9 protein-coding genes are annotated in these 14,640 nt (G+C 56.5%); 5 read left to right on the top strand and 4 right to left on the bottom strand.

Annotated elements, in window-relative coordinates; translation table 11 throughout:
- Positions 1-126: 126 nt before the first annotated feature.
- A complete protein-coding gene (gene yqeB, locus PYR66_10470) occupies positions 127-1,752 on the bottom strand; it encodes a selenium-dependent molybdenum cofactor biosynthesis protein YqeB (protein ID WEF30079.1) in 1,626 nt (541 codons plus the stop codon).
- Positions 1,753-1,794: 42 nt separating this feature from the next.
- Positions 1,795-2,553: a selenium cofactor biosynthesis protein YqeC gene (yqeC, locus tag PYR66_10465; GenBank protein ID WEF30078.1), complete on the bottom strand. Its 759-nt coding sequence runs from the start codon at positions 2,551-2,553 to the stop codon at positions 1,795-1,797.
- Between the two features lie 34 nt (positions 2,554-2,587).
- On the opposite strand from yqeC, the gene PYR66_10460 reads away from it, so the two are divergent.
- The 3 genes from PYR66_10460 (at position 2,588) to ssnA (ending at position 7,862) form a co-directional block, all read left to right on the top strand.
- Complete coding sequence (locus PYR66_10460) at positions 2,588-3,160, top strand: NTP transferase domain-containing protein (protein WEF30077.1); 573 nt, start codon at positions 2,588-2,590, stop codon at positions 3,158-3,160.
- 266 nt (positions 3,161-3,426) lie between these two features.
- Positions 3,427-6,531, top strand: a complete 3,105-nt coding sequence (ygfK, locus tag PYR66_10455) for a putative selenate reductase subunit YgfK (GenBank protein ID WEF30076.1) — start codon at positions 3,427-3,429, stop codon at positions 6,529-6,531.
- Positions 6,528-7,862 (top strand): putative aminohydrolase SsnA, encoded by a 1,335-nt coding sequence (ssnA, locus tag PYR66_10450; GenBank protein ID WEF30075.1) that lies wholly within the window; start codon positions 6,528-6,530, stop codon positions 7,860-7,862. The genes ygfK and ssnA overlap by 4 nt, the downstream gene beginning before the upstream one ends.
- A 110-nt stretch (positions 7,863-7,972) precedes the next feature.
- On the opposite strand, the gene PYR66_10445 is transcribed toward ssnA, so the two are convergent.
- Entirely contained in the window at positions 7,973-8,449 is a 477-nt protein-coding gene (locus tag PYR66_10445) for a 4Fe-4S dicluster domain-containing protein (GenBank protein ID WEF30074.1), read from the bottom strand.
- Complete coding sequence (gene ygfT / locus PYR66_10440) at positions 8,449-10,386, bottom strand: formate-dependent uric acid utilization protein YgfT (GenBank protein WEF30073.1); 1,938 nt, start codon at positions 10,384-10,386, stop codon at positions 8,449-8,451. The genes PYR66_10445 and ygfT overlap by 1 nt, the downstream gene beginning before the upstream one ends.
- Positions 10,387-10,797: 411 nt before the next feature.
- On the opposite strand from ygfT, the gene PYR66_10435 reads away from it, so the two are divergent.
- Both PYR66_10435 and fdhF read left to right on the top strand, forming a co-directional pair.
- Positions 10,798-12,246 carry a nucleobase:cation symporter-2 family protein gene (locus PYR66_10435; GenBank protein WEF30072.1) on the top strand — a complete coding sequence of 483 codons (1,449 nt, stop codon included), beginning with the start codon at positions 10,798-10,800 and terminating at the stop codon, positions 12,244-12,246.
- Between the two features lie 212 nt (positions 12,247-12,458).
- Positions 12,459-14,606: a formate dehydrogenase subunit alpha gene (fdhF, locus tag PYR66_10430; protein WEF30071.1), complete on the top strand. Its 2,148-nt coding sequence runs from the start codon at positions 12,459-12,461 to the stop codon at positions 14,604-14,606.
- The last annotated feature ends 34 nt before the right edge of the window (positions 14,607-14,640 follow it).

Genomic DNA, 14,640 nt, shown 5'->3' with positions numbered 1-14,640 from the left:
AGTCGCCCGGCGGCGCTGCGCTTAGCAGGGCGACGGTTTCTGTGCTTACTGAAGCGACAAATGGCACGAAATCCAGGCCGGGTAGGCGTAGCGCCACCCGGCAGAAAAGCGGCTTCGCGCCGCTGCTTACGCGACCGACAACAGCAGGCTCTTCGCATTTACCCGCTGATTCATCAAGGTCATCAACGCTTCCAGTACGCCGCCGCCAATGGCGCGCGCCTTATCGGAGACGCTGGTAAAATCGGCGCTGGCGCCGCGTGGGTCGATATCGCCGATTTTAAAACCACTGTCGACGACCAGCCCATCGCTGAGCAAACCACGCACCATCCCGCTTAACGGCGCGGCAATTTCGGTCTCGCCAATGGTGGCGATGATATCTCCTTCGCTAACGATATCACCTAATTTGACTCTCGCACGCATCACTCCCGCCCCCGGCGCGCGGATCACCCGCCGCGACGTATGACCAAGAATATTACCCGGAATGCCGGTATTTTCCTGCGCTTTGCCGTCATAAATCACCTGCCCCAGCCAGTGGCCGCGATTGGTTTCAATAACCGCATGACAATCCACCCCAGCGCAGAATCCAGGTCCCAGCGCAATCACCGCAGGCGCCATTTCCTGTTGAGTACCAAAATTCTCTTTCGCCAGAATGGCATCCACCACGCAGGCGGGCTTGAGTTCGTTCAGTGATTCACACAGTGGATCCACCAGCACAGGGATTGCGCCGTTCTCGGCGATGCGGAGAGCCTCTTGCGCCGACGACGCGCGTTTTGCCTTCACGCCTTCAACCGTCATCTCGCCATCGAATACCGCCTGGGCGAAAGCGACGCTACGGCGGATCACCGTCGGTTTCGCCACTTCCAGCATCACAACCTTGAACCCTGCGTGCCACAGACGTAACGCCACGCCGGTGGCGATATCGCCGGCGCCGCGGATCGCCACCCGCAGGTGCTGCGACGGATGCGTAGCCGCCATCATCAGGCCGCCAGGGGCGCGATTTTTCACCTGCAGAATTTCAGCAAGAATACTAATCGCGATTTCATGCGGCGTTTCGGCGCCGATGTTATAGCCTACCGGCGCATGCAAGCGCTCAATGTGCTCTGCAGACACGCCGTTTTCGCGAAGCTGGCGCAAAAACACCTGCACTTTACGGCGACTGGCCAGCAGGCCAAGCCAGGCGACCGGTTGTTCAATCAGCTTATCCAGCGCCTCGCGGTCTTTATTATTGGTGGCGATCAGCACAAAGTTATCGTCGCGGATCGCCAGTTTGTCCACCGCCTCGCTGAAGGTGTCGGCATGCAGCAGCTGTGTCGCCGGTGGGAAGTAATCGGGGTTCAGGCTCTCCGCGTAGATATCGGCCACCGTCACTTCAAAGCCCAGCAGCGCGGCGCTTTGCGCCACCGCACGGTTAACGTGCCCGGCGCCGATCAGCACCAGACGCGGGCGTAGGCCGTGAACGCTAATATAAACCGACATCGCCCCGCCGCAGTCAGAGCCGACGGCGTCGCTGCCGCTGCGCGCCATCCGCCCATGGAACATGCGCGACGCCTTTTCGCTTAACGCTTCCAACGCTTGTTCAATCACTTTGCGCTCGATCATGCCGCCACCGATGGTGCCGACAATCGAGCCATCTTCGCGGATTAACATTTGCGCCGAATGACGCGGTGTTGAGCCGCGACTATCGACAATCTGCGCCAGCGCGAACGGGCGATTCTGTGCTTCGAGTTTTGCCGCTTCAGAGAAAATATTCATAACAACCTCAATGGGTATCCGCTATTCGCCCACGCCGGGGCGTCACTCTCTTGTTCGTCGTCGCGTAATCGCCGGATGTTCCTGCACGGCTCCCGCCCACAGCGCGTCAATCCCCCACTGCCGCAAGTGCGCTTTCTCCGGTAAATTCTCATTTTGAGAAAGCTGATTCAGCAACAGGATGCGTCGACTGCCCGGCGGCACGCCTTTAAACGCGCCCTGTGGATGCGCAATGAGGCGGTACAATATCGGCCAACTCAGCGTCGTCTCCGGCGCCACGCCGGTGATCCGGGAAAAAAGAGGCCAGCGATGAACTGTCGCTGGCCCAACGAATTGCCCGAGCCTCCAGGCCCCCATGACGGCAATTACGCAGCAACAGGATTGAGGTATGCAAGGTTCGTGCTCATCTGGCGCTTTTAGAGCAAAACCGTGAGCGCCGTCGGCTTCGACCAGTACCACGTCAACATGGCCTGCGGCTAGGAGCGCATCGAGCTGCCGGGGGCTAAATCCGCGGACCTTCCCGACCGGCGCCAGCCACGAGGAATAGCAAGCCTGTAGCGGACGCTGCCACACCGCCGCTGGCAGCGCCAGCGGGTCGTGGCAAAACAGCACCGGTAGCGATGCCGGAAGATACATATGCGTAGTCGTCGTCAGCAGCACCCGCCGACCCGCCTCGCAAAAACGCTGCGCCAGCCACATTAACGTACTGGTTTTTCCGCCCGCGCCGACGGCGGAAATAAGCAACGGGTCGTCATTTACGCCTAAATCACAAAACAGAGCGTTAAGATGCGGTATATTTTCCATGCGTCAGAGAAGATTCCATTATTCGAGGAGGAGTATGAAGCAGGTCGATTGCATTATTACCGCTGCCGGATTGTCCTCCCGGATGGGACAATGGAAAATGATGTTACCCTGGCGCGGTGAAACAATACTTGATGTAAGTATTAAAAATGCCCTGCAATTCTGCTCTCGTATTATTCTGGTTAGTGGCTTTCGCGCCCAGGAACTGTACGAACGCTACGCCCTGCATCCGCAAATAACCCTGGTGTATAATCCCGATTATCAACAGGGGTTGTTTTCTTCCGTCCTTACCGGCGCAGGCCAGGTGCGCAGCGATTACTGCTTTATTAGCCTTGGCGATTTACCCTGCCTGCCCGCGGCCCTTTTCCAGACATTGTGGCAGCAGCGCGGCGATAGCGCGCTTCTGCCGCAATATCAAGGCGTACCGGGCCACCCCATTCTCATTGCCAGTACGCAATTGCGCCAGCTAATAACCTGTGACCAACCCGGTTCCATGCGCAAACGATTATTAAATAGCCGCCATCGCTGTCTGGAGTTAGATTACCCGCAAATGATTCTGGATATCGATACTCCCGCCGACTTTATTCGGCTGGAAAACCAGTATAAATAATACTCGCCGCGATAAATTATCATTGTGATATTTCACCGCTGATTTTGAGAAATCTGCGCGAATAAAAATATAGAGTGATTTTAATTCGCATTACCACACCGTGAGCACATTCACAAAGCAGGTCTAACTTTAGATCTCTCTCACATTTTTATTTCTTCGCACCCCGACTCCTTAATAACTGGTTCGATTGTTGCTCCTTTTGAACTATCCGCCGGAATAAGCACGACCAACCGGCAAATTTGATTGCACTGATAAAGGAGAGGGTTATGGGGGATATCATGCGTCCCGTCCCGTTTGAGGAATTATTGACGCGCATTTTCGATGAGTATCAACAACACCATTCCATTTTTGGTATTCCTGAGCAGCAATTCTATGCGCCCGCCAGCCAACGTCGGGTCAACGTGTTCGGCGAGCACTGCGCCACGCCTATCGGCCCGGCTGCCGGGCCTCATACCCAGTTAGCGCAGAACATCATCACCGCCTGGCTTACCGGTGGGCGGTTTATCGAATTGAAAACCGTGCAGATCCTTGACCGTCTGGAGCTGGAAAAACCCTGTATCGACGCAGAAGACGAGTGCTTTAACACGGAGTGGTCAACAGAGTTTACGCTGCAAAAAGCCTGGGACGAGTACCTGAAGGCGTGGTTTATCCTGCACCTGCTGGAAGAAATTTTCCCCTTCACACCGGCAAAAAACGGCAAATCGTTCATTTTCAATATGAGCGTCGGCTATAACCTTGATGGCATTAAGCAACCGCCGATGCAGCAGTTTATCGATAACATGATGAACGCTGCCGATCAGCCGAAATTCGCCCACTATCGCCAAACGCTGAACCGTTGGCTGCACGACGACACCTTCCTCGCCCGTCTGAACCTCGACGCTATTCGCCCCCGTCTGGCGACCCTCGCGGAGCGCATCCCCGCGCAGTTGGTGCAAGGTGTCACCCTCTCAACCATGCACGGCTGCCCGCCGGATGAAATCGAAGCGATCTGCCGCTATATGCTGGAAGAGAAACAGCTCAACACCTTTGTAAAACTCAACCCGACGCTGCTGGGTTACCCTCGTGTGCGTGAAATTCTGGATACCTGCGGCTTTGGCTATATCGGCCTGAGCGAAGAATCCTTCGACCATGACCTTAAAATCGGCCAGGCGCTGGAGATGCTGACACGCCTGATGGCGCTGGCGAAAAGCAAAAACCTCGGTTTCGGCGTGAAGCTGACCAACACCCTCGGCACCATTAATAATAAAGGGGCGCTGCCCGGTGACGAGATGTATATGTCGGGCCGCGCGCTGTTTCCACTCTCCATCAACGTCGCGGCGCTGCTGTCGAGAGAATTCGATGGCAAACTGCCTATCTCCTACTCCGGTGGCGCTAGCCAGCTCAATATTCGCGACATTTTCGAAACCGGGATCCGCCCCATCACCATGGCGACCGATCTGCTGAAGCCCGGCGGTTATCTGCGCCTCAGCCAATGCATGCGCGAGCTGGAACACGCCGACGGCTGGGAAATGAATCAGGTGGACGTCAAACGCCTGAACGCATTGGCGGAAAAAGCGGTCAGCATGGAGTACACCCAAAAACACTGGAAACCGGAAGATCGTATCGACGTTGGCGAGCCGCTGCCGATGACCGATTGCTACGTTGCGCCATGCGTCAGCGCCTGCGCCATCAAGCAGGACATCCCGGAATATATCCGCCTGATGGGCGAGAAACGCTATGCCGATGCGCTGGAACTTATCTACCAACGGAACGCGCTACCGGCAATCACCGGCCACATCTGCGATCACCAATGCCAGTACAACTGTACGCGCCTCGATTACGATAGCGCCCTGAATATCCGCGATCTGAAAAAAATCGCGCTTGAGAAAGGTTGGCCTGAGTATCAGCGCCGTTGGCATAAACCTGCCGGTTCCGGCAGCAGAAACCCGGTCGCAGTGATTGGCGCAGGCCCGGCGGGGCTGGCCGCAGGCTACTTCCTCGCCCGTGCCGGCCACCCGGTCACCTTGTTTGAACGTGAAGCCAACGCAGGCGGCGTGGTGAAAAATATCATTCCACAATTCCGCATTCCCGCTGAACTTATCCAGCAGGATATTGAGTTTGTCGTCAATCATGGCGTCAATATCGTCTACGGCTGCGACCCGCAGTTGACCGTTGAAAAATTACGTCAGGAGGGGTTCCGTTATGTTCTCGTCGGTACCGGCACCGACAAAAACAGCGGCGTGAAGCTGAACGGCGATAACCCAAACATCCACAAATCACTCAACTTCCTGCGCGCCTTCAACCGCGGCGATCGCCTGGCGGTAGGTAAACATGTAGCCATTGTCGGCGCAGGCAACACGGCAATGGACTGCGCTCGCGCGGCGCTGCGTATCCCTGGCGTAGAAAAAGCCACGGTGATTTATCGCCGCTCGCAGCAGGAAATGCCGGCATGGCGCGAGGAGTACGAAGAAGCGGTCCACGACGGCGTGGCGTTCAGCTTCCTCAGTAACCCGGAGCACTTCGCCGCCGACGGAACGCTGACAGTCCGTACCATGACCCTCGGCGACCCTGATGAACAGGGCCGACGCCGCCCGCTGGCTACCGATGAAACCTGGACGCTACAGGTCGATACGCTGATTACCGCCATCGGCGAGCAACAGGATGGCGAAGCGCTGGCGGCGATGGGCATTCCGCTTAATGACCACGGCTGGCCGGAAGTCAACGCTGAGGGCGAGAGCCGTCTGGCCAACGTTTTCCTGATCGGCGATGTTCAGCGCGGTCCCTCGTCTATCGTCTCGGCGATTGGCAATGCACGCCGCGCCAGCGATGCGATCCTCAAGCGTGAGAATATCCGTAGTCACTTCGGCGATAAACGGTGGAATAACGTCGATCCGGCGGATATCTACCGGCGTAAAGGCGCGATTGCCATCGCTCAGGTCGATAAGGACGACCGTGACGCCTTCGTCGCACAGGAGGCGGAACGCTGCCTCGAGTGTAATTACGTCTGCAGCAAGTGCGTGGACGTCTGCCCTAACCGCGCCAACGTTTCGATTGCCGTACCGGGGTTCGAAAACCGTTTCCAGACGCTGCATCTCGACGCTTATTGCAACGAATGCGGCAACTGCGCTCAGTTCTGTCCGTGGCAGGGCAAACCCTACCAGGACAAAGTGACGGTCTTTAGTCTCGAACAGGACTTCAACAACAGCAGCAACCCAGGCTTCCTCGTTGAGCAACAGCGCGTCCACGTCCGTCAGGATGGCCTGACCTGGCTGCTGGAAATGAATTCGCAGGGTCAGTTCGCTGAAGTACCGCCGCAGCTGGATGACATGTGCCGCATCATCAGCCACGTTCATCAACATCACCACTATCTGCTGGGAGCCGTCGAAGTATGAGTATCTTACTGCTGAAAAATGCCACCATTGCCCAGCTTTACCCGGCGAAAGTGGAGGAAAACATCGATATTGTCATCGAAAATGACAGAATTATCGAAACAGGCGCTAACCTTGGTCAACGTTACCCACAGGCGCGTGTTAAAGAGATGCACGGGCGGCTGGTAATGCCGGGGATGGTTTGTTCGCATAACCACTTTTATTCCGGCCTGTCACGCGGCATTCAAGCCAATATCGCGCCGAGCCCTGATTTTATCTCAACGCTAAAAAATCTGTGGTGGCGGCTCGACCGCGCGCTCGATGAGGAGTCAATGTACTACAGCGGGCTCATCTGCTCGCTGGAGGCGATTCGTAGCGGCTGCACGGCCGTCATTGATCACAGCGCCTCGCCTCACTATATCGCGGGTTCGCTGAGCCAGCTGCGTAACGCCTTCCTGAAGGTCGGCCTGCGTGGGATGACCTGCTTTGAAACCACCGATCGTAACGGCGGTCTGCAGGAACTCCAGGCCAGCGTAGAAGAGAATATCCGCTTTGCCCGCGAGATTGACCGGGCGCGTGAAAACGGCGGCGAGCCGTACCTGGTGGAAGCGCACATCGGCGCCCATGCGCCGTTTACCGTACCAGATGAAGGGCTGGCCATGTTGAGTGAGGCGCTAAAAGCCACCGGTCGCGGCCTGCATATCCATATGGCGGAAGACCGCTACGACGTATCCCACAGCCACCATCACTACGGTAAAGATCTGTTGGTACGTCTTGCGGAATTCGACCTCATCAATAGTAAAACGCTGGTGGCGCACGGACTGTATCTGTCGGAAATGGATATTGAACTGTTGAACGCGCACGATGGTTTCCTGGTACATAACGCCCGTTCTAACATGAACAACCACGTTGGCTATAACCAGCATCTGACAGCCTTCCACAACCTGGCGCTGGGGACTGACGGTATCGGCTCCGATATGTTTGAAGAGCTGAAGTTCGCCTTCTTTAAACACCGTGACGCCGGTGGGCCGCTATGGCCGGACAGCTTCGCGCGAGCGTTAAGCAATGGCAACACGCTGCTAGGCCGTAACTTTAACGACCGCTTTGGCCGCGTCGAGGCAGGCTATAAGGCTGATTTAACCATCAGCGATTACATCCCGCCGACGCCGCTGCTGGCCGCCAATCTCGCCGGGCACATCGCCTTCGGCATGGGCGCCAGCCACGTGCATAGCGTCATGGTCAACGGCGTGATGGTCTATGAGGATCGGCAGTTCGCGATTGATTGCGACACGATATTTGCCGAAGCGCGGAAGGTCGCGAAGAAAATGTGGCAACGGATGGATGCGTTGCCGTAATCCCATCCCCCGCAAGAACAAAACCCGGTCGCTGTACCGGGTTTATTTTTGCCTGAGTAGCCCGGATGAGACGCAGCGCGTCGCCACCCTGGCTAGCCGATCGCTTTAACCTACAAATTCAGCAAGCTGGCGCTGGCGGTTTTACGCTGTTTTTGCAGCGCTGATAAGGCTTCGCCGGACATCAGCGAGAGCGCCGACGTTGGACACACCGACACGCAAGCCGGCCCACCGTCGCGCGCCTGGCAGAGATCGCACTTCACAATAACCGGCGGATACATCGCCGATGTCTCAATGGTAATCGCGCCAAATGGACAAGCTACCGTGCAGCTCTGACAGCCGATACACCGCGCCGCGTCCGCCTCCACCCGCTCGCCCCCCATCGTCAGCGCGCCGGTCGGGCAGGCGCCAACACAAGGCGCATTCTCGCACTGATGACACATTACCGGCACGCTAAGCGTATCCAACCGCATCACTTGCAAACGCGGATGAAATTCCGCCCCTTCCGCCACATGCTCCAGCGCACAGGCGACTTCGCAGGTACGGCAGCCAATACAGGCCTGTGAACTGGCAAGAATAAAACTGGTCATCACCGCTCCTTATGGTCAAATCGCGCCAGCATTTCGCTCGCGGCCTGGCGTCCGGCGACCATCGCCGTCACCACCAGATCGGCGCCATGTACCGCATCGCCGCCGGCATAGATTTTGTCATGACTGGTTTGCGTGGCGCCGCGTCCTTTTCCGCCGGTCACAATCTGCCCCCAGCGGTCGAGTTTAATGCCGTGGCCGCGCAGCCATGGCATATCATGCGCCTGAAAACCAAACGCCAGCACCAGGACATCGGCCGGGAGTTCAAATTCAGAACCCGCAATAGGACGCGGGCGGCGGCGACCATCGGGTCCCGGTTCACCCATCTCGGTACGAATCATCCCGACCGCGCTTAGCAGGCCTTTACGGTTACGCAGAATATATTGCGGCTGGACGTTAAACTGGAACGCCACGCCTTCTTCCCGGGCGTTGACCACCTCTTTTTTCGAACCCGGCATACTCAACTCATCCCGACGATAGGCGCAGGTGACGCTTGCCGCCCCACGGCGCGCCGCGGTACGCAGGCAATCCATTGCCGTATCGCCGCCACCCAGCACGACCACCCGTTTACCCTTAATATCGGTTAATGGGTATTCGGCGCTTTCGACAAGCCCCATCACCTCGCGGGTACTGGCGGTAAGGAACGGCAGCGCCTGGATCACGCCCGGTGCCTCTTCGCCGTCAAGCCCAGCCCCCATCAACCCGTAAGTGCCGACGCCCAGAAATACCGCGTCATAGTTGGCAAGCAGATCGCTAAAGGCCACATCGCGGCCAACTTCCTGATTGAGATGGAAACGGATACCCATGTCGCTAAAGATCTCGCGCCTCATCGCCATCACGGTCTTCTCCAGCTTGAAGGACGGAATACCAAAGGTCAGCAGCCCGCCAATCTCAGGATGTTTATCAAAAACATCGACTTGCACCCCGGCGCGCGCCAGGATATCCGCGCAGCCTAACCCCGCCGGGCCGGCGCCGATAATCGCCACCCGCTCCCGACGCGGCGCAACCTCGCCAATCGTTGGCCGCCAGCCCATCGCCAGCGCGGTGTCAGTGATGTAGCGTTCGAGATTGCCAATCGCCACCGAACCGCCTTCGTTTTTCAAGGTACAAGCGCCTTCACATAGTCGGTCCTGCGGGCAAACCCGGCCGCAAATTTCCGGCAGCGAGCTGCTCTGATGACAGAGCTCCGCAGCCTCAATAATTTTGCCTTCGCGCGCCAGACGGATGAAATCGGGAATGTGGTTGTGTAACGGACAGGTCCAGTTGCACCAGGCCTTTTGCGCGCAGTACAGGCAACGTTCGCTTTCATATTCCGCGTCTGTGCTGGCTAAACCGTAGTAAATTTCCTCGAAATGCGTTTTGCGCAGCGCGGGGTCAACCTTTTTTGCCCCAATGCGGGGCGGTTTTGCGAGGAACATTTCGCGACGGCCTGGCTGACGCAACTGCACCGGCTGTCCGAGCACGGTGCGCACCTGCCGCTCGCGGCGTAGTTTTTCGAGTTGCTGCTCATCCATCAGGCGCAGCGCCTGCGTTGGACAGGTGGCCACGCAGGCTGGCTGCCCGCTGGGGTGTTCGCTACACAAGTCGCATTTCTGCGCCAGCGGCGGCGCATCGTCATCAGCCGCGACCATTTCGATAGCCCCGAATGGGCAACTGATGGCGCAGTTCTTACAGCCAATACATTTTTCCTGCTGCAGCTGAATGCTGTCATGCGTGCAATAGAGAGCACCGGTTGGGCAGGAAGCTACACAGGGCGCATCGTTACAGTGGTGGCAGGTTGCAGTACTGCTCTTTTTGCGGTGAAAAACAACATGAATGCGCGGCATGAAATCGCGTCGCTGCAACGGCCAGTTATCCTGATGATGGGCAGTTACGCAGGCAACCTCGCAGACATGACAGCCAATACAGCAGGAGGCGTCAGCAACAATAAATCGGTTCATTAGCTTCCCTTTTATTATTCAGATATTCATCAAAGGTCGCGATGCAATATTCAGGCGCATTTTTCATTTCACCATCGATGCGGTTCGTTTTTGCGAACAACATCAAAAAAATGTTCGTTCAAGGGAAGAGGGAAATGAGCAGATGACATGATGTGAATCATATTGCGATTCATAATGATTGCTGCGCTCTCATTATGATAAATCACGCGATAACACGACATATTAATGTCCGCTTTCGGCGCTATCCCCCTCCTCTTTCTGTGATTAAAAACGCATTTTCGCTATCAAATTGCTGTCCGATTAAAAATTGGCACTCCCTAAGCATATCTAGTTCAGCGTTTTATTATCGCTGTTCATCTATTCCACCCAACCCACAGTGGTCTGCGGTGAGACATTAAGGAGAAATAGATTATGAGCGCCATTGATTCTCAGCCACCATCGGTCACTGGTAGCCCACATGCGGTAGATGAGGTGGATCGTGTCCTTCCTCCCGGTAAGCTGGTAATCCTGGGATTACAGCATGTTCTGGTGATGTACGCGGGAGCAGTTGCCGTTCCTTTAATGATTGGCAATCGACTAGGGTTAAGTAAAGATACCGTTGCCCTGTTAATAAGCTCCGATCTCTTCTGCTGCGGTGTGGTAACACTATTACAATGTATTGGTATTGGCCGGGTTATGGGTATTCGACTCCCGGTGATTATGTCCGTAACCTTTGCTGCCGTCACCCCGATGCTGGCAATTGGCATCAATCCGGATATCGGTTTGATGGGTATTTTCGGTGCGACGATCGGCGCAGGGATTATTACCACACTCATTGCCCCTTTAATCGGTAAATTAATGCCGCTCTTTCCGCCGTTGGTTACCGGTGTGGTTATTACCTCAATTGGTCTTAGCATCATTCAGGTAGGCATTGACTGGGCGGCGGGTGGCAAAGGTAATCCGGACTATGGCAGTCCGGTTTATCTGGGTATTTCTTTTGCCGTCTTGCTGTTTATTCTGTTAGTGACCCGTTTTGCCAAAGGCTTTATGTCAAACGTCGCGGTATTGCTGGGTATTATTTTCGGTTTTGCCCTGTCGATGATGATGAATGAGGTTAACCTTACCGGGCTGTATGATGCCAAGTGGTTTGCTATCGTGACGCCGTTAGCGCTGGGTACGCCGATATTCGATCCTATTTCGATCCTCACCATGACCGCCGTCGTCATCATTGTGTTTATTGAATCGATGGGGATGTTTCTGGCGCTTGGTGAGATCGTCGGTCGGAAGCTGACACCGCAGGATATTGTCCGTGGCCTGCGCGTGGATGGCTTTGGTACACTGTTCGGCGGGGTGTTTAATAGCTTTCCTCACACCTCATTCTCACAAAATATCGGGCTAGTTGGGGTTACCGGCGTCCATAGCCGCTGGGTATGTGTAGCTTCCGGCGGGATCCTGATCATATTTGGCATGGTGCCGAAAATGGCGGTACTGGTGGCCTCAATACCACAGTTTGTACTGGGCGGCGCAGGGCTGGTTATGTTTGGCATGGTGCTGGCAACGGGTATCCGTATTCTGGCGCGCATTAACTACTCCACGAACCGATACAACCTCTACATCGTGGCAATAAGCCTTGGTGTTGGTCTCACTCCGACATTATCCACCGATTTTTTCTCGAAATTCCCCGGCGTATTACAGCCGCTGCTGCACAGTGGGATCATGCTGGCCACATTTAGTGCGGTAGCGCTGAACCTGTTTTTTAACGGCTACAACAAGCACACTGGCCTGGTTCCGGACACGCATATTCCTCAGCGTCAGCCTCGCACCATGCGCATGCTGTTGCTGATGCGCAAAGTAAAAAAACAGCAGAACCAGGAAGAGTAACTCCCCCTACTTCAGACGCCGGTTTCCGGCGTCTGACCGACAGAGAGGCCGCCATGCTGGTACGTTTATTCCTCGCCGCTTGCATCCTCATATTAATGAGCATGCCGCTGGTACAAACGGCGTTCGCATTAGCCATCAATAGTCGCTTCAGCTTTTATTTCTATTTTTAACCATCGACTCACTCGCCCGCTTTGAAGGAGAATATGCTCACCATGAAAAACGTTACTACCGTGTGTCCATACTGCGCCGCGGGTTGCAAAATACGGCTGGTTACCGACAACGGCAAAATTATCCGCGCCGAGGCGGCAATGGGGAAAAACAACCAGGGAACCCTGTGTCTGAAAGGCTATTATGGCTGGGACTTCATTAACGATACCCAAATCCTCACGCCGCGTCTCAAAACCCCTATGATCCGCCGCCAGCGCGGCGGCAAACTGGAAGCCGTCTCCTGGGACGAGGCGCTCGATTACGTCGCCACCCGCCTCAGCGCCATTAAAGCGAAGTATGGCCCGGACGCTATCCAGACCACCGGCTCCTCACGCGGAACCGGCAATGAAACCAACTACGTGATGCAGAAATTCGCCCGCGCCGTTATTGGCACCAATAACGTCGACTGCTGCGCGCGCGTCTGACACGGCCCTTCGGTTGCAGGTCTGCACCAGTCGGTCGGTAACGGCGCCATGAGTAATGCCATCACGGAGATTGATCACACCGATCTGGTGTTCATCTTCGGCTACAACCCGGCGGATTCCCACCCTATCGTGGCGAATCACGTCATTAACGCTAAACGCAACGGGGCGAAAATCATCGTCTGCGACCCGCGCAAGATTGAAACCGCGCGCATCGCTGACATGCACCTTGCGCTGAAGAACGGCTCGAATATCGCGCTGCTCAACGCCCTGGGCCACGTCATTATTGAAGAGGATCTGTACGATAAAGCCTTCGTCTCCGGTCGTGCTGAAGGCTTTGAGGAGTATCGCAAAATCGTCGAAGGCTACACGCCGGAATCGGTGGAAGCCATTACCGGCGTCAGCGCTCAGGAGATCCGCGCCTGCGCCCGGATGTACGCGAAGGCCAAATCCGCCGCCATTCTGTGGGGCATGGGCGTCACCCAGTTCTATCAGGGCGTGGAAACCGTGCGTTCGCTGACCAGCCTGGCGATCCTCACCGGCAACCTCGGCAAGCCGGGCGTCGGCGTGAACCCGGTGCGCGGACAGAACAACGTGCAGGGCGCCTGCGATATGGGCGCCCTGCCGGATACCTATCCGGGCTATCAGTACGTCAAGTTCCCGGAGAACCGCGAGAAGTTCGCCAGAGCCTGGGGCGTCGACAGCCTGCCGGAACATACCGGCTATCGCATCAGCGAGCTGCCGCATCGCGCCGAACACGGCGAAGTGCGCGCGGCGTACATTATGGGCGAGGATCCGCTGCAGACCGACGCCGAACTTTCCGCGGTTCGCAGGGCGTTTGAACAGCTGGAGCTGGTTATCGTCCAGGATATTTTCATGACCAAAACCGCGGCGGCGGCCGACGTTATTCTGCCGTCCACCTCGTGGGGCGAGCACGAAGGCGTTTACACCGCGGCGGATCGCGGCTTCCAGCGCTTCTTTAAAGCGGTGGAACCGAAGTGGGACCTGAAAACCGACTGGCAGATTATCAGCGAAATCGCCACCCGGATGGGCTATCCGATGCACTACCACAACACTCAGGAAATCTGGGATGAGCTGCGGCATCTGTGCCCGGACTTCACCGGCGCGACCTACGAGAAAATGGGCGAGCTCGGCTATATCATGTGGCCATGCCGCGATGAGTCCGACGCCGACCAGGGGACGTCGTATCTGTTTAAAGAGAAGTTCGATACCCCAAACGGCAAAGCCCAGTTCTTCACCTGCGACTGGGTGGCACCTATCGATAAGCTCACCGATGAGTACCCGATGGTGCTGTCGACGGTGCGCGAAGTCGGCCATTACTCGTGCCGTTCGATGACCGGCAACTGCGCAGCGCTGGCGGCGCTGGCCGATGAACCCGGCTACGCGCAAATCAACACCGCCGATGCCGAACGGTTAGGCATTGAGGATGAAGCGCTGGTGTGGGTGAATTCGCGTCAGGGCCGCATCATCACCCGCGCGCAGGTCAGCGACCGGCCGAATAAAGGCGCGGTGTACATGACCTACCAGTGGTGGATCGGCGCCTGTAACGAGCTGGTATCGGAGAACCTGAGCCCGATAACCAAAACGCCGGAATACAAGTACTGTGCGGTCAACGTTGAGCGGATCGCCGACCAGCGCGCGGCGGAACAGTACGTCATCGAGGAGTACAACAGGCTGAAAGCCCGCCTGCGCGAAAGCGCGATGGGTTAAGGACCGGCAATCCCTGCTTGCGCTGCGCTTAGCA

This window comes from Klebsiella aerogenes, from assembly GCA_029027985.1.
Classification (GTDB): Bacteria; Pseudomonadota; Gammaproteobacteria; order Enterobacterales; family Enterobacteriaceae; genus Klebsiella; species Klebsiella aerogenes_A.
The sequence above is the reverse complement of the archived record's forward strand: the minus strand, read 5'-3'. Positions and strand labels throughout refer to the sequence as shown.